Here is a 15,508-nt window from a genome sequence, read left to right as displayed (position 1 = left end):
CGGGGCCGTCACTCCGGGATCCGGCCGACGGCGTCGGCGAGCTGCCGCGCCAGCGCCTGCACGCGCTGGGCCAGCGCGTCGAGCCGCTGGTGGGCCTCGGCGGCCGCGTCCACGCGGGCCCGGGCGCGGCGGGCGAGGCTGACGCCGGAGCCGATGCCCTCGGCCACCTCTTCCACGGCGGTGATGACCTGGCGGGTGGCGTCGGTGGTCGCCCGCAGCCGCTCGGCGGTCTCCTCGGCCACTTGCGTCAGGTCGGCCATCTGCTGGCTCACCGCGCCGGCCCGGGCCCCGCTCTCGTTCATGATCGCCGCCAGCGCCCACAGCCGCTCGGTCGCCTCGTCTATGCGGGCGACGATCTCCTCCAGCGCGGCATCGCAGTCGGCCACCGCCCGCTGCGCCTGCTCCAGGTCGCCGGTCAGCCGGTCGAAGCGGGCCGCGCCGTCGGCGGACTCGGCGGGTTCGGCTTCCAGCCGCAGCAGCTCCAGGGCAGCGCCGGCGCGCAGGACGTCCTGCCGGCCCTGCTGGGCCGCCGCCATCACCGAGCGCAGCGCGTCCAGACGGCGTTGAAGGAGGAGCGGGACTCCTGCACCGCCTGGCTGACCAGGGCGACGATGCGGCCGGCGTGGCGGAGCGTGCGGGTCTGCTCGTCCGCCCCCGCGTTCACCCGCGCCAGCGTCACCTCCAGGTCCCGCATGCGGCCGCGCGCCTCGCCCGTGCGCTCGCCCGCCTGTTCCGCGGACCGGAGGACGTCCTCCGCCGCGCTCCGGGCGTCCGCCATGGCGGCTGCGGCCCTCTGGCCGTCGAGCGCGACGGATTCACCGACAGCCCGGACCTCCCCCGCCAGGCCCGCCAGCCCCTCGTCGCGCTGGCGCATGCGGTCGGCGAAGCGGTGGGCCACCAGCAGCGGCCCCGCGACCGACATGACCGCGAGCGCCAGCGCCACGCCCGTGGCGAGGGAGGTGGTGCGCGCCAGCTCAGCAAAGGCGGCCTCAGGGATGCCGACGAAGGGCGCGGCGATCACCTGGCCCGAGGGATCCCGGAGGGGCACGTAGATGGTGCGCTGCCACTGCCAGCCGCCGACCAGGGCCCGCCCCCTGTACTCCTGTCCGGCGCGAAGCCTGTCCATGACCACGTCGGAGTAGAGGGTGCCCACGGCCCGCCGGCTGCCGCCCACGGCCGGCACCGTCGTCGTGACCCGGATGCCGTCGAGGGCGATGGAGGCGTCCACCCGGAGGCCGTGGGTGGAGCGCTGATACACCTCATCGACGATGGCGTGGTCGTTGTTGAGCACATCGCTGACCAGGACGGCGCCGAGCACCCGGCCGCCCTCCCCCCGCACGGGGGCCGCCCCCACCAGGGCGAGCGCTTCCTCCAGCATCCCGCCCGTACGGGGGTCTTCGGAGCCGGGGGTCTCGATGACCGGCATGCGCACCTGCGCCTGCACCCCCACCGGTTCGCCGGCCAGCTCCTCGGCGGTGATCACCACCGCCGAATGGACCGGCGCTCCGGAGGAGAGCACCAGGTCCACCAGGCCGCCGTAGCGGATGCGCTCGCCCGCCGCCTCCGCGCCTGCGCGGGCGATTACCCGGCCGTCGGGGCCGACCACCGAGATCAGGTCCGATCCGGGGAGCGCGCGCTGGAAGTCGTCGAGGATGGGGCCGAGATCCGCCCCGGCGGTCAGGGCGTCCACGACGCCCGGGTGCGCCGCCAGGGCGACGGCCCGGTCGCGCATGCGCGCCAGGCTGGCGTCAATGAGCGCCTGCTCCAGGTTGATCGCCAGGTTCAGCGCCTCGTCGATCTCGCGCTCCATCTGCCGCTGCACCAGGCCGTTCAGGTAGAGGCTGACGCCCAGCAGGAGGGCGGCGGGCACCAGCGAGGCAGCGGTGACGAGGAGCAGTATGCGGCTGCGAAACGGGCCGGGCCAGCGCACCGGCATAATGCGCACCTCCTTCCACTTAGCGGATGCGCCCGCCTGCGGTGTAGACCACCAGCCGGTCAGGGCTCTTCGCGTATCCGGCCAGGTCGATCGCCAGCGCATCGGCCAGGCGGATCGCCTCGTCTGTGGCGGCGGAAAGCGAGGCCGCGACGCCGATGCGGGCGCGGGCGACCTTGCAGCACATCTCGTGGGAGATGCGGCCGGTCGCCAGCAGCACGACTTCCTCGGCCGGCCAGCCCGCGCGCAGCCACGCGCCCAGGACCTTGTCGACGGCGTTGTGCCGCCCGATGTCCTCCCGGACCAGCAGACCGCCCGTGGCAACGTGCACGACGGCGGCCGCGTGCATGCCGCCGGTGGCGGCGTACAGGGGCGTCGCGGCCTGCATCCGGCGCATCCAGCCGGCCAGCTGGCCGCGGGTGACGGTGAGCCGGTGCGTGACCGGGAGAAGGCGGCGGGGGCGGGCAGCGGCATCGAAGGTGGCCCCCGGACCCGGGCCGCGCGGGCGGTAGCGGGCCGCGAGCGCGGGGACGTCGGGCGCGCGCGCCGGATCGACGGCGGCGTGCACGGCGGGAACAGCCGCATCCACGCGCGCGGCCTGCAGGTCGGCGGGACCGTCGATCAGGGCCTCGCTGAACAGAAAGCCCAGCGCCCAGTCTTCGAGGTCGACCGGGGTGGTCTGAATGCGGAGCAGTTCGATTCCGTTGAGCCAGAGCGCCGTCTGGCGCTCGGCCGGCATGGGATGGGGCGGGCGCATCGCGACGCCGTTCTCCCTTCGTGTGGGGTGGAAGACCGGTTGTGCGGTCTTTAGAGATATGTTCGCATCTTGCGCGGCAGTGGACAAGTCCCGATCCCGAGGGCCGGCGATCGGGCGGGTGATCGCCGGCGGACGGGGTGGATGATAATGGCAAACGGTCGTTGGCTTGACAGTGCCGTGCGCATCAGATAGAATAACAGGTGTTACAGCCCAGCACACCGCGGGGTGGAGCAGCCAGGTAGCTCGTCGGGCTCATAACCCGGAGGTCGAGGGTTCAAATCCCTCCCCCGCAACCAGAACGCACAGGACCGGAGAGGACAGCCCTCTCCGGTCCTGTTGGTGGCTGACGAAGTGGGCCGTGCCGCACTGTTGACACAGGGTCCACTCCGTGGTAACTTATATGGGCATGGTGAGTGCCTCGCGGAATGGAGGTGGCGCAACGTGGCGAAGGCAAGCGCTCGGGTCATTATTACGATGGCCTGCACCGACTGCAAGAATCGGAACTACTCTACCTATAAGAATAAGAAGAACGACTCGGGTCGGCTGGAACTGAAGAAGTTCTGCCCGACTTGCGGGCACCACACCCTCCATCGCGAGACCCGCTAAACCCGAGCAATCGTGCCGACGCCATGCGCGGTCGGCCCTTACAGGGGCGTAGCTCAACTGGTAGAGCAACGGTCTCCAAAACCGTAGGTTGCGGGTTCGAGTCCTGCCGCCCCTGCCAAGTGAACCGCCGCACCGGTGACCGGTACGGCGGTTCCGTGCTTTTTCCAGGCCCGGGAAGGCGGGACAAACTGCGTCCGCGCGCTTTACAAGCCCCGCAAAGCCGTGATAAAATCTGATACACTGGTCGTGATGCCAGGTTTTATTTGTGTTGGGGCATTTTCTACCTGAGGGTGGTCGTGATCATGGAACGCATCAAAGCCTTCTTTGCGGGGATTCGTGCGTACCTGCGCGATGTGGTCGGCGAGCTCCGGAAGGTCGTCTGGCCCAGCCGGGAGCGCGTCGTGAAGGCCACCGGGGTCGTGGTGGCCATGGTCGCGCTGGTCGCCGGGTTTCTGTACATCTGGGACCTGGGGCTGAACGGGCTGCTGAAGCTGTTCCAAGGCTAGTCCGCAAGCTTCGCAAAGGCAGGTGTTGGGGGCGTCGCCCGCGCCCTGACTCATGGAACAAAGGAACTGGTATGTCGTCCACACATACTCCGGGTATGAGAACAAGGTGAAGACCAACCTGGAGAAGCGTGTCGAGTCCATGGAGATGCAGGAGAAGATCTTCCGCGTCCTGGTCCCCATGGAGGACGAGATCGAGATCAAGGACGGCAAACAGAAAAAGGTCAAGCGGAAGGTCTTCCCGGGGTACGTGCTCGTGGAGATGGTCATGAGCGACGACTCCTGGTACGTCGTGCGCAACACCCCGGGCGTGACGGGCTTTGTCGGGTCGGGCAACAAGCCCATCCCCCTCACAAAGGAAGAGGTCGAGGCGATCCTCGGCCGGACCGAGGAGGGGAAGCCCGCCCACGTGGTGGTCGGCTACGAGATCGACCAGCCTGTGCGGGTGATCGCCGGACCATTCAAGGATCACACCGGCGTGATCAAGGAGCTCTTCCCCGACAAGGGCAAGGCGCGCGTCGTGGTCACGATGTTCGGCCGCGAGACTCCGGTCGAAGTGGATTTCAGCCAGATCGAGGAGCTCTGAGCCGAGACCGTTCCCTTTGCCCCCGCTTTGTGCTAGGATCAAGGCGGTCGCGCATCACGCGCGACCCTTTGGTGTGCGGGCCCTTGGTCCGCAGTGGGAGGGCGCCTCAAAACGCCCGCCGTACCACATCTTCTAAGGAGGAGTCATCGTGGCGAAGAAGGTCACAGCGGTGATCAAGCTGGCGCTGCCAGCGGGCAAGGCGACCCCGGCGCCGCCCGTCGGCCCGGCCCTGGGCGCGCACGGCGTCAACATCATGGGGTTCTGCAAGGAGTACAACGAGCGGACCAAGGATCAGGCCGGTCTCGTCATCCCGGTGGAGATCACGGTCTACGAAGACCGCTCCTTCACCTTCATCCTGAAGACCCCGCCCACCGCCGTTCTCATCAAGAAGGCGCTAGGCATTGAGACCGCCTCTGGGAACCCCAAGGCGCAGAAGGTCGGCAAGCTGACCGACGCCCAGGTCGAGGAGATCGCCAAGATCAAGATGCCCGACCTGAACGCCAACGACCTGGAGGCCGCCAAGCGCATGGTGCGCGGTACCGCCCGGTCCATGGGCGTCGACTGCGAGTAGAGCACGGCCTTGGCTTGTGGGAGGCTGCTTTCTGACGCAGCCGAATCGCGCTTTAACCACAAGGAGGAAGATCGCAATGCCTAAGCATGGGAAGAAGTATCGCAGCGCGGCGGCGCTGGTGGACCGTACGAAGCTGTATGATCCGATCGAGGCCCTGGAGCTGGTGAAGAAGACCGCCACGGCCAAGTTCGACGAGACGATTGAGGTCGCCTATCGCCTGGGCGTCGATGTGCGCCACGCGGACCAGCAGATCCGCGGCGCCGTCGTGCTGCCGGGCGGCACCGGCAAGGAGGTGCGGGTGCTCGTCTTCGCCAAGGGCGAGAAGGCGAAGGAGGCCGAGGCGGCCGGCGCGGACATCGTCGGTGCCGAGGACATCGTCGCCAAGATTCAGGAGGGCTGGCTCGACTTCGACGTCGCCGTGGCCACCCCTGACATGATGAGCCTCGTGGGCCGGCTGGGCCGGATCCTCGGTCCCCGCGGCCTGATGCCCAACCCGAAGACCGGCACGGTCACTTTCGACGTGGCCAACGCCGTCAAGGAGATCAAGGCCGGTAAGGTGGAGTACCGCACCGACAAGGCCGGCATCGTCGCGGCGCCTATCGGCAAGGCGTCCTTCGACGTCGAGCGGCTGGCCGCCAACTTCCGTGCGCTCACCGAGGCCCTGCTCCGGGCCCGGCCGGCGGCGGCGAAGGGCCAGTACATGAAGTCCGTCACCATCTCCGCGACGATGGGCCCGGGCATCAAGGTCAACCCGGCGCGTCTGACCGCCGCGTCCTTCGAGAAGTAGGAAAGCGAGAAACCGACGGGGTCTGCCCACCGGGGCAGGCCCCTTCTTCTGCGCCCTGCCGGGGTCTATGTCAAATAAGGTCGGTAGTGTATTGCAAGTGCGACAGATGAGAGATACTATAGACGAAAGCTGCGGCAGCCGTATATCCAAAATTGCCTTGCAGCAACAGCGGCAGGAGGTGAATGGGCAAGATGGACGAGCGCGAGATCCGGCAGCGGCTGGAGAGCTTGGTAGACCGGTGGCTGAAGGCCTCGCCGGCTGAGCGGCGCATCCTGCTCCAGGAGAAAATCCGGCTGGAAGAGATGCTGGAGCGCGAGCGGGCGTAAGCCGCACGCCGCTGTAAATAACCCTTGACGCGCGCACACCGCGCGGGTATACTCGTCGGTGTGCATGAACTCCATATCGACCGTAGACAGCAGGTGCCGTTCAGGCCTAAGTGGCGTTCTGCCAGCCCGCCGAGGTCGGATGTCGCGTCCCCTTCGGGCGCGCGCGTCTGGGTGATACTGAACTCAGACCTCCGACTGGCTATGGTCGGGGGTCTTTCTTCATGTTCCGGTAAGGAGGTGAACCGACGTGCGCACCATCCGTCCCGAGAAGCAGGAGGCGGTGGCGGCCCTGAAGGAGGCGTTCTCCAAGGCCAAGAGCGTCGTGCTCGCCGACAACATGGGGCTGACCGTCGCCCAGGTGACCAAGCTTCGCCGGGAGCTGAGGCAGGCCGGGGTGGAGCTGAAGGTGGCCAAGAACACCCTGATCGGCATTGCCGCCAGGGAGATGGGCATCGAAGGGCTCGAGCCCTATCTGCACGGCACCACGACCCTGGCTTTCTCTTACGAGGACGAGGCTTCGGCGGCCAAGAAGATCCGTGAGTTCTTCGCGAAGGAGCGCGAGCCGAAGTTCGTCGTCAAGGCCGGCATCCTGGAGGGGAAGGTCCTGGATGCGGCCGGCGTCAAGGAACTGGCCGACCTGCCCAGCCGCGAGGCGCTGCTGTCCATGGTTCTGGGCGGCATCCAGGCGCCGCTGCAGGGGGTGGCCGGAGCTATCAACGGGCTTCTGTCCAGCTTCGCCTACGCCCTCGACGCGCGCATCCGCCAGCTGGAGGGTTCCGAGGCGTAGTCCGGAATCACATTCTGATGCAAATTTAAGGAGGTTCCCCACATGTCCAAGGCTGCTGAGGTTATCGAGATCATCAAGGGCATGACCGCCCTGGAGCTGAAGGAACTGAAGGAGCTGTTCGAGGAGACCTTTGGCGTGACCGCCGCCGCCCCGGTGGCCGTCGCCGCTGCCGCCCCCGCCGCCGGCGCCGCTGCTGCTCCGGCTGCTGAGGAGAAGACCGAGTTCGACGTCATCCTGAAGTCCGCCGGCGCCAACAAGATCGCCGTCATCAAGGTCGTGCGGGAGATCACCGGCCTCGGCCTGAAGGAGGCCAAGGACCTGGTCGATGGTGCTCCCAAGCCCGTCAAGGAAAAGGTCTCCAAGGCCGATGCCGACGCCGTTGCCGCCAAGCTCCAGGAGGCCGGCGCCGAGGTCGAGGTCAAGTAAGGGAAGTCCGCTTCCCGGAAAGGAGGGTTGGAGTCGGCGCTCCGCACGCGCGGCTCCAACCCTCGTGTCGTTTCGGTGAATGACAAGAACGGGCAGAACCTGGCGGTCCTGCCCGTAGATTGGATTTCGCTTGACAGGTGCTCCCTGTCGTGGTAACATGATAACTTGCCATCATAGTGTGGACGGGTCGGTCTGGCGAACCCCGCCCTTTGTCGAAGCGGGCGGAAAGTTCGCCTGATATGTGCATAAACCGCAGTTTCCGGGATACCAATAAGGAATGGCGTCCTGGAAAGGCCGCCCATAGCGGCTGGCGGTGTGCAAATGCCTTTTTCTTTTTCGCAGTAGGGTAGGGTTTCTCCTGCCGGAGAGTCGAAATCGGCGGGAGAGTTGACGATACATCGAGCGCTTCCGCGGTGGGCACTTCCAGACGGGGAGCTTCTTGATGGCCACCAACAGGAGTGAGGAGGCCTAGACCGCATGCCGAAGATCGTGCAAGCTGGCAGGAGAGAGCGGCTGAGCTTTGCCAGGATCGATGAGGTTCTGGAGATGCCGAACCTGATCGAGCTGCAGCGCAACTCCTATCAGTGGTTCCTGCGCGAAGGCCTGCAGGAGATGTTCCGGGACATCTCGCCCATTCAGGATTTTACGGGCAACCTGGTTCTGGAGTTCATCGACTACAGCCTGGGCGAACCGAAGTACTCGATCGAGGAGTGCAAGGAGCGGGACGTCACCTACGCCGCCCCCCTGCGCGTGCGGGTCCGTCTCATCAACAAGGAGACCGGCGAGGTGAAGGAGCAGGAGGTCTTCATGGGCGACTTCCCGCTCATGACGCCCACCGGCACGTTCATCATCAACGGCGCCGAGCGGGTCATCGTCTCCCAGCTCGTCCGCTCGCCCGGTGTCTATTTCTCGGAGCAGATCGACCCTTCGGGCAAGAAGCTGTTCTTCGCGACCATGATCCCCAACCGGGGCGCCTGGCTGGAGTTCGAGTCCGACGCCAATGACGTGCTCTACGTCCGCGTCGACCGGACCCGCAAGCTGGCCGCGACCGTGCTTCTGCGCGCCCTGGGCTACGGCACCGATCAGGAGATCATCGACGCCGTCGGCGACTCGGAGTACATCCGCCGCACCCTGGAGAAGGATGGCACGGAGTCCGAGGACGAGGCCCTGATCGAGGTGTACAAGCGGCTGCGGCCCGGCGAGCCGCCCGCGGCCGACAACGCGCGCCAGCTGCTGGAGACGCTCTTCTTCGAGCCGAAGCGGTACGACCTCATGCACGTCGGCCGGTACCGGCTGAACAAGAAGCTGGCCCTGAAGCGGCGCATCGTCGGCACGTTCACCGTCGACCGGGTGGTCCACCCCGAAACCGGCGAGGTCCTGGCCGAGGCCGGCGTGCAGATCGACAAGCGGCTCGCCGAGAAGATCGACGAGGCCGGCGTCGACGCGCTGACCGTGCGGCTGCGGGACGGTGCCGTCGTGCGGGTGGTCTCCAACGGCAAGCCGGACATCAAGGTCAAGACCATCGTGCGGCAGGACATCGTCGCCGTCATCAACTACATGGTCAGCCTCTTCAAGGGCCTGGGCAGCGTCGACGACATCGACCACCTGGGCAACCGCCGCGTACGCTCCGTCGGCGAGCTGCTGCAGAACCAGTTCCGCATCGGCCTCGCCCGGATGGAGCGGGTGGTCAAGGAGCGCATGACCATCCAGGATGTGGACATCATCACGCCGCAGGCCCTGATCAACATCCGGCCGGTGGTCGCGGCGGTCAAGGAGTTCTTCGGCTCTTCGCAGCTCAGCCAGTTCATGGACCAGACCAATCCCCTGGCGGAGCTCACCAACAAGCGGCGGCTGTCGGCCCTGGGTCCCGGCGGCCTCTCCCGGGAGCGGGCCGGCTACGAGGTGCGCGACGTGCACACGTCCCACTACGGCCGCATGTGCCCCATTGAGACGCCGGAAGGTCCGAACATCGGCCTGATCGGCGCGCTGGCGACCTTTGCCCGCATCAACGAGTACGGCTTCATCGAGACGCCGTACCGCAAGGTGGACCAGGAGACCGGCCGGGTGACCGATGAGATCGTCTACCTCACCGCCGACGAGGAGGACGAGAACATCATCGCCCAGGCCAACGAGCCGCTGAACGAGGACGGCACGTTCGTGCGCGAGCGCGTCACCTGCCGTTACCGGGACGAGATCCTGCAGGTTCCGCCGAATCAGGTGGACTACATGGACGTCTCGCCCAAGCAGGTGGTGTCCATCGCCACGGCCCTGATTCCGTTCCTGGAGAACGACGACGCGTCGCGCGCCCTGATGGGCTCCAACATGCAGCGGCAGGCGGTGCCGCTCCTGCGCACGGAAGCCCCGTACGTCGGAACAGGCATGGAGTACCGCTCGGCCTGGGACTCCGGGGTCTGCGTGATCGCGGAGAACGACGGCGTCGTGCTGCGGGCGACCGCCTCGGAGATCGTCGTGCAGTACGACGATATGCAGGTCAGGAAGTACAAGCTGACCAAGTTCACCCGGTCGAACCAGGGCACCTGCATGAACCAGCGGCCCATCGTACGCGCCGGCGACCGGGTGCGCAAGGGCGACGTGATCGCGGACGGGCCGTCCACCGACCAGGGTGAGCTGGCCCTCGGCCGCAACGTGCTGGTCGCCTACATGTGCTACGAGGGTTACAACTACGAGGACGCCATCATCATCAACGAGCGGCTCGTGCGCGAGGACGTCTTCACCTCGATCCACATCGAGGAGCACGAGTGCGAGGCGCGCGACACCAAGCTGGGGCCCGAGGAGATCACCCGCGACATTCCCAACGTGGGCGAGGACGTCCTGAAGGACCTGGACGAGCGCGGCATCATCCGCATCGGCGCCGAGGTGCGGCCCGGCGACATCCTGGTGGGCAAGGTCACGCCCAAGGGCGAGACCGAGCTGACGGCCGAGGAGCGGCTGCTCCGGGCGATCTTCGGCGAGAAGGCGCGGGAGGTGCGCGACACCTCGCTGCGCGTCCCGTACGGCGAGTCGGGCATCGTCGTCGACGTCAAGGTCTTTACCCGTGAGAACGGCGACGAGCTCTCGCCCGGCGTGAACGAGCTGGTCCGGGTCTACATCGCCCAGAAGCGGAAGATCAGCCAGGGCGACAAGATGGCGGGCCGCCACGGCAACAAGGGCGTCATCTCGATCATCGTCCCCGAGGAGGATATGCCCTTCCTGCCCGACGGCACCCCGGTGGACATCATCCTGACTCCGCTGGGCGTGCCCTCCCGCATGAACATCGGCCAGATCATGGAGATCCACCTGGGCTGGGCGGCCAAGACCCTGGGGATGTACGTGGCCAGCCCGGTGTTCGACGGCGCCAACGAGCAGGACATCCGCGAGATGCTGCTCAAGGCCCACCTGCCTCCCAACGGCAAGACGGTGCTCTACGACGGCAAGACCGGCGAGCCGCTGGACAACGAGGTGACGGTTGGCTACAAGTACATGCTGAAGCTCCACCACCTGGTGGACGACAAGATCCACGCCCGGTCGACGGGCCCCTACTCCCTGGTCACGCAGCAGCCGCTGGGCGGCAAGGCCCAGTTTGGCGGCCAGCGCTTCGGCGAGATGGAGGTGTGGGCGCTCGAGGCCTACGGCGCCGCCTACACGCTGCAGGAGCTGCTGACGGTCAAGTCCGACGACGTCGTCGGACGCGTGAAGACCTACGAGGCCATCGTGAAGGGCGAGAACGTGCCGGAGCCGGGCGTGCCCGAGTCGTTCAAGGTGCTCATCAAGGAGCTGCAGTCCCTGGCGCTGGATGTGAAGGTCCTGAACGACCAGGGCCAGGAGATCGAGCTGCGTGAGCTGGACGACGAGATGGACCTCTCCGATCGCGACCTGGATATTCCCACCCTGGGCGGCGCGGAGTTTGCCGCGAAGCCGGCGCCCGACGCCCAGGCGAACCAGGAGCAGGCCCAGGAGGAGTCCGAAAGCGAGTCCGATGAGATGGAAGACGTCGAGGACATCGACGTTCCCCTTGATCCCGAGGAGCTGGAGAAGGTGGCCGGCGCGCTGAAGAACCCCGTGCGCGCGGGCCGGAGCGACCTTGCCGGCGTCCGGGGCGGGCTGGCGGACGACGAGCAGGACCTGGATGAGGAGGACCTGTTCGGCGAGGGCGATGAGGAACTGGAGGGCGACGACGACCTCTACCGCGGCCGCGGCCGTGCCCGCCGCCTGTCCGACGACTACGACGACGATGAAGAGTAGGGGAGGGTGCTGATCGATGCTCGATGTCAACTACTTTGACTCCATCCGAATCGGCCTGGCCTCTCCTGAACGCATCCGGCAGTGGTCCCGCGGCGAGGTGAAGAAGCCCGAGACCATCAACTACCGGACGCTGCGCCCCGAGCGCGACGGGCTGTTCTGCGAGCGGATCTTCGGGCCGACCCGCGACTGGGAGTGCCACTGCGGCAAGTACAAGCGGGTCCGGTACAAGGGCATCGTCTGCGACCGCTGCGGCGTCGAGGTGACCCGGGCGAAGGTCCGCCGTGAGCGCATGGGCCACATCGAGCTCGCCGCACCCGTCTCGCACATCTGGTACTTCAAGGGCATCCCGTCCCGCATGGGGCTGATCCTGGACATCAGCCCGCGGGCGCTGGAGAAGGTCCTGTACTTCGCGGCGTACATCGTCACCGATCCCGGCGACACCCCGCTCATGGAAAAGCAGCTGCTGACCGAGAACGAGTACCGGGAGTACCGGGAGAAGTACGGCGACGCGTTCAAGGCGGGCATGGGCGCGGAGGCCGTGAAGGTCCTCCTGGAGAAGCTCGATCTGGACAAGATGGCGGAGGAGCTGCGCCACGAGGTCCGGACGGTGTCGGGCCAGCGCAAGATCCGCGCGACCCGCCGCCTGGAGGTCGTCGAGGCCTTCCGCAAGTCCGGCAACCGGCCGGAGTGGATGATCCTGGAGGTCATCCCGGTCATCCCGCCCGACCTGCGGCCGATGGTGCAGCTGGACGGCGGCCGGTTCGCCACCAGCGACCTGAACGACCTCTACCGCCGGGTGATCAACCGGAACAACCGGCTGAAGCGGCTCCTGGACCTCGGCGCGCCGGACATCATCGTCCGGAACGAAAAGCGCATGCTGCAGGAGGCCGTGGACGCCCTCATCGACAACGGCCGCCGCGGCCGTCCGGTGACGGGGCCCGGCAACCGGCCGCTGAAGTCGCTCTCCGATATGCTGAAGGGCAAGCAGGGCCGCTTCCGCCAGAACCTGCTGGGCAAGCGGGTCGACTACTCCGGCCGGTCGGTCATCGTGGTCGGTCCGCACCTGAAGCTGCACCAGTGCGGCCTGCCCAAGGAGATGGCGCTGGAGCTGTTCAAGCCCTTCGTCATGAAGAAGCTGGTCAACGACGGGCACGCGCACAACATCAAGAGCGCCAAGCGCATGGTGGAGCGCATGCGGCCCGAGGTCTGGGATGTCCTGGAAGAGGTCATCCGGGAGCACCCGGTGCTGCTCAACCGTGCGCCGACCCTGCACCGGCTGGGCATCCAGGCCTTCGAGCCGGTCCTGGTCGAGGGCCGCGCCATCCAGATCCACCCGCTGGTCTGCACGGCGTACAACGCCGACTTCGACGGCGACCAGATGGCGGTCCACGTGCCGCTGTCGGCCGAGGCGCAGGCGGAGGCCCGCATCCTGATGCTGGCCGCGCACAACATCCTCAACCCCAAGGACGGCCAGCCGGTGATCACGCCGTCCAAGGACATGCTGCTGGGCTCCTACTACCTCACGCTGCCCAAGCCCGAGAGCGAGCCCAAGATGCGGTTCGCACACCCGCACGAGGCGCTTCTGGCCTACCAGGACGGGCTCGTGGAGTTGCATGACTGGGTGGAGATCCGCTTCCCCACGCCCCCGGCGGACCTGGAGCCGTACTCGGACGAGTGGTGGGAGCACCCGGACAACTGGAACAACGTCTCGGGCAAGCGCATCAAGACGACGGTCGGCCGGATGATCTTCAACGAGGTGCTGCACCCCAAGCTCCGCTACATCAACGAGACCATCGAGAAGAAGTGGATGGGCAAGATCATCGACATGGCCTACCGCCGGCTGGGCACCGTGAAGACGGCGGAACAGACCGACAAGATCAAGGACCTCGGCTTCCGCTTCGCCACGCAGTCGGGCGCCACGATTGCCATCTCCGACATCCGCGTGCCTGCGGAGAAGGACGAGATCTTGCGCCAGGCGGAGCGTGAGGTGGAGCAGGTCGAGCGCAACTACCGGCGCGGTCTGATCACCAACGACGAGCGCTACCAGCGGGTCATCGCGATCTGGTCCGCGGCCAAGGACCAGGTCACGAAGAAGCTGGTGGACACGATGGAGGACTTCAACCCGGTCAACATGATGATGAAGTCCGGCGCCCGAGGCAACATCTCGCAGATCACGCAGCTGGCGGGCATGCGCGGCCTGATGGCCGACCCGTCGGGCAAGATCGTGGAGCTGCCGGTAAAGGCCAACTTCCGCGAGGGCCTGACCGTGCTGGAGTACTTCCTCTCCACCCACGGCACCCGCAAGGGCCTCGCCGACACGGCGCTGCGCACCGCGGACTCGGGGTACCTCACCCGCCGCCTGGTGGACGTGGCGCAGGACGTGATCGTGCGGGAGGACGACTGCGGCACGACGGCCGGCATGACGTGGACCGAGGAGGTCGACGAGCACGGCAACGTGATCGAGCCGCTCACGCCGCACATCGTGGGCCGCGTGGCGCTCAACGACATCGTCCACCCGGAGACCGGCGAGATCATCGTGTACGCCAACGAGATGATCGACGAGGACCTGGCCGAGCAGATTCTCGCCGCGGGCATCAAGGAGGTTACGATCCGCTCGGTGCTCACCTGCCGCACCCGGTACGGCGTCTGCCGGGCCTGCTACGGGCGGAACCTGGCCACCGGCCGGCTGGTGGACGTCGGCGAGGCGGTGGGCATCATCGCCGCCCAGTCCATCGGCGAACCGGGCACGCAGCTCACGATGCGCACCTTCCACACCGGCGGCGTGGCCGGCGACGACATCACCCAGGGTCTGCCGCGCGTGGAGGAGCTGTTTGAGGCCCGCAAGCCGAAGGGCCAGGCGATCATCGCCGAGCTGGACGGCGAGGTCTCCATCAGCGAGCACAAGGGCCGGCGCGAGATCACCATCACCTCGGAGGACGGCGAGTCGGTGACCTACTCCATCCCGTACGGCGCCCGCGTGAAGGTGCGTCCTGGGCAGATCGTGGAGGCGGGCGACGAGCTGACCGAGGGTTCGGTGAACCCCCACGACCTGCTGCGGGTGAAGGGCCTGCGCGGCGTACAGCGGTACCTGCTGCGCGAGGTGCAGAAGGTCTACAACCTGCAGGGCGTGGACATCAACGACAAGCACATCGAGGTCATGGTGCGGCAGATGCTGCGCAAGGTGAAGGTGGAGGATCCCGGCGATACCGAACTGCTGCCGGGCGGCTTCATCGACATCTTCGACTTCGAGGACGAGAACGAGCGGGTGATCATGGAGGGCGGCCAGCCTGCCGTCGCCCGGCCGATGCTGCTGGGCATCACCAAGGCGTCGCTGGCGACGGATTCGTTCCTCTCCGCGGCGTCCTTCCAGGAGACGACCCGCGTGCTCACCGACGCCGCCATCAAGGGCAAGCGCGACCCGCTGCTCGGTCTGAAGGAGAACGTCATCATCGGCAAGCTGATCCCCGCCGGCACCGGTATGGGCCGGTACCGCGGCATCAAGGTGTACACCGAGGACGACGTGTACGCCGAGCAGTTGGAGGGCGCCGACGATTAGCACCACAAAGGCCCGGCTGCCGTGAGGCAGCCGGGCCTTTTCCCTCGGCTCCTGCGCAGCGGAGCTCGGCCCTCAGGCAGCCCCTGGAGTGGAGTGCTCCTCGGCAGACGGGCGTGTTCACTCCGCAGTTCGCTCCGCTTCGCCCTCGCTGCAGGGTCCCCAACCGAGATCTCGATCGGAAGGCCAAGTTTTCGACTTCGACCTCGGGGCTGAAGTGAAAAAGTGGGCGTTCCCAGACCGAACACGGGCCGAGTCGGGGAGCTGTGAACGCGTGTGTTCTGGAAACGGCACAGTCGGGCACGCGTAGGGTAACATAACGTGGCTTCCAAGTTGACGTAACGCAAGTGCGGCGCGGGCGCGTGCGCAACGAAGACCCCACCTCCGGTCCGGAGGGTCAAGTTTTCGACTTGGGCCTCCGACCCGAAGTC

13 protein-coding genes, 2 tRNA genes and 1 other annotated feature are annotated in these 15,508 nt (G+C 66.9%); of the genes, 12 read left to right on the top strand and 3 right to left on the bottom strand.

Going from position 1 to position 15,508, the window contains the following annotated elements; all coding sequences use genetic code 11:
* Positions 1–8 precede the first annotated feature (8 nt).
* Genes ACZ5UM_RS03250 through ACZ5UM_RS03240 form a run of 3 tightly spaced genes read right to left on the bottom strand, consistent with a single transcriptional unit; the run spans position 9 to position 2,690 of the window.
* Positions 9–539: a hypothetical protein gene (locus tag ACZ5UM_RS03250; RefSeq protein WP_464846934.1), complete on the bottom strand. Its 531-nt coding sequence runs from the start codon at positions 537–539 to the stop codon at positions 9–11.
* Positions 536–1,936, bottom strand: a complete 1,401-nt coding sequence (locus ACZ5UM_RS03245) for a cache domain-containing protein (protein WP_464846933.1) — start codon at positions 1,934–1,936, stop codon at positions 536–538. Before ACZ5UM_RS03245 ends, ACZ5UM_RS03250 begins: the two co-directional genes overlap by 4 nt.
* A 19-nt stretch (positions 1,937–1,955) precedes the next feature.
* Positions 1,956–2,690 (bottom strand): formate dehydrogenase accessory sulfurtransferase FdhD, encoded by a 735-nt coding sequence (locus tag ACZ5UM_RS03240; RefSeq protein WP_464846932.1) that lies wholly within the window; start codon positions 2,688–2,690, stop codon positions 1,956–1,958.
* A gap of 219 nt (positions 2,691–2,909) precedes the next feature.
* Here ACZ5UM_RS03240 and ACZ5UM_RS03235 point away from each other — a divergent pair.
* The 12 genes from ACZ5UM_RS03235 (at position 2,910) to rpoC (ending at position 15,080) form a co-directional block, all read left to right on the top strand.
* Positions 2,910–2,986: transfer RNA gene (locus ACZ5UM_RS03235), tRNA-Met, on the top strand.
* Between the two features lie 145 nt (positions 2,987–3,131).
* Positions 3,132–3,296, top strand: a complete 165-nt coding sequence (gene rpmG, locus ACZ5UM_RS03230) for a 50S ribosomal protein L33 (protein ID WP_464846931.1) — start codon at positions 3,132–3,134, stop codon at positions 3,294–3,296.
* Between the two features lie 42 nt (positions 3,297–3,338).
* Positions 3,339–3,414: transfer RNA gene (locus tag ACZ5UM_RS03225), tRNA-Trp, on the top strand.
* 184 nt (positions 3,415–3,598) lie between these two features.
* Positions 3,599–3,802: a preprotein translocase subunit SecE gene (gene secE / locus ACZ5UM_RS03220; protein WP_464846930.1), complete on the top strand. Its 204-nt coding sequence runs from the start codon at positions 3,599–3,601 to the stop codon at positions 3,800–3,802.
* Between the two features lie 52 nt (positions 3,803–3,854).
* Positions 3,855–4,385, top strand: a complete 531-nt coding sequence (nusG, locus tag ACZ5UM_RS03215) for a transcription termination/antitermination protein NusG (RefSeq protein ID WP_464846929.1) — start codon at positions 3,855–3,857, stop codon at positions 4,383–4,385.
* Positions 4,386–4,533: 148 nt separating this feature from the next.
* A complete protein-coding gene (gene rplK / locus ACZ5UM_RS03210; RefSeq protein WP_464846928.1) occupies positions 4,534–4,956 on the top strand; it encodes a 50S ribosomal protein L11 in 423 nt (140 codons plus the stop codon).
* A gap of 76 nt (positions 4,957–5,032) precedes the next feature.
* Positions 5,033–5,743, top strand: coding sequence for a 50S ribosomal protein L1 (gene rplA / locus ACZ5UM_RS03205; RefSeq protein ID WP_464846927.1), 711 nt, complete (start codon positions 5,033–5,035; stop codon positions 5,741–5,743).
* A gap of 191 nt (positions 5,744–5,934) precedes the next feature.
* A complete protein-coding gene (locus ACZ5UM_RS03200; RefSeq protein WP_464846926.1) occupies positions 5,935–6,069 on the top strand; it encodes a hypothetical protein in 135 nt (44 codons plus the stop codon).
* A 62-nt stretch (positions 6,070–6,131) separates the two neighbouring features.
* Positions 6,132–6,296 (top strand) — a sequence feature (ribosomal protein L10 leader region).
* A gap of 20 nt (positions 6,297–6,316) precedes the next feature.
* Positions 6,317–6,856, top strand: coding sequence for a 50S ribosomal protein L10 (rplJ, locus tag ACZ5UM_RS03195; protein ID WP_464846925.1), 540 nt, complete (start codon positions 6,317–6,319; stop codon positions 6,854–6,856).
* A 42-nt stretch (positions 6,857–6,898) separates the two neighbouring features.
* Positions 6,899–7,282 (top strand): 50S ribosomal protein L7/L12, encoded by a 384-nt coding sequence (gene rplL, locus ACZ5UM_RS03190; protein WP_464846924.1) that lies wholly within the window; start codon positions 6,899–6,901, stop codon positions 7,280–7,282.
* A gap of 477 nt (positions 7,283–7,759) precedes the next feature.
* The gene (gene rpoB, locus ACZ5UM_RS03185; protein ID WP_464846923.1) at positions 7,760–11,524 is read left to right on the top strand and encodes a DNA-directed RNA polymerase subunit beta; all 3,765 of its coding nucleotides are present in this window, start codon (positions 7,760–7,762) and stop codon (positions 11,522–11,524) included.
* A gap of 16 nt (positions 11,525–11,540) precedes the next feature.
* Positions 11,541–15,080: a DNA-directed RNA polymerase subunit beta' gene (gene rpoC / locus ACZ5UM_RS03180; RefSeq protein WP_464846922.1), complete on the top strand. Its 3,540-nt coding sequence runs from the start codon at positions 11,541–11,543 to the stop codon at positions 15,078–15,080.
* The last annotated feature ends 428 nt before the right edge of the window (positions 15,081–15,508 follow it).

This window comes from Symbiobacterium ostreiconchae (assembly GCF_055396975.1).
The sequence above is the reverse complement of the archived record's forward strand: the minus strand, read 5'-3'. Positions and strand labels throughout refer to the sequence as shown.

Bases quoted from the DNA above. Each gene is read 5' to 3' on its own strand.
- rpoB (WP_464846923.1), top strand. From the start codon at position 7,760: ATGCCGAAGATCGTGCAAGCTGGCAGGAGAGAGCGGCTGAGCTTTGCC.
- ACZ5UM_RS03200 (WP_464846926.1), top strand. From the start codon at position 5,935: ATGGACGAGCGCGAGATCCGGCAGCGGCTGGAGAGCTTGGTAGACCGG.
- nusG (WP_464846929.1), top strand. From the start codon at position 3,855: ATGGAACAAAGGAACTGGTATGTCGTCCACACATACTCCGGGTATGAG.
- rplA (WP_464846927.1), top strand. From the start codon at position 5,033: ATGCCTAAGCATGGGAAGAAGTATCGCAGCGCGGCGGCGCTGGTGGAC.
- rpoC (WP_464846922.1), top strand. From the start codon at position 11,541: ATGCTCGATGTCAACTACTTTGACTCCATCCGAATCGGCCTGGCCTCT.
- ACZ5UM_RS03240 (WP_464846932.1), bottom strand. From the start codon at position 2,690: ATGCGCCCGCCCCATCCCATGCCGGCCGAGCGCCAGACGGCGCTCTGG.
- ACZ5UM_RS03245 (WP_464846933.1), bottom strand. From the start codon at position 1,936: ATGCCGGTGCGCTGGCCCGGCCCGTTTCGCAGCCGCATACTGCTCCTC.
- rplL (WP_464846924.1), top strand. From the start codon at position 6,899: ATGTCCAAGGCTGCTGAGGTTATCGAGATCATCAAGGGCATGACCGCC.
- secE (WP_464846930.1), top strand. From the start codon at position 3,599: ATGGAACGCATCAAAGCCTTCTTTGCGGGGATTCGTGCGTACCTGCGC.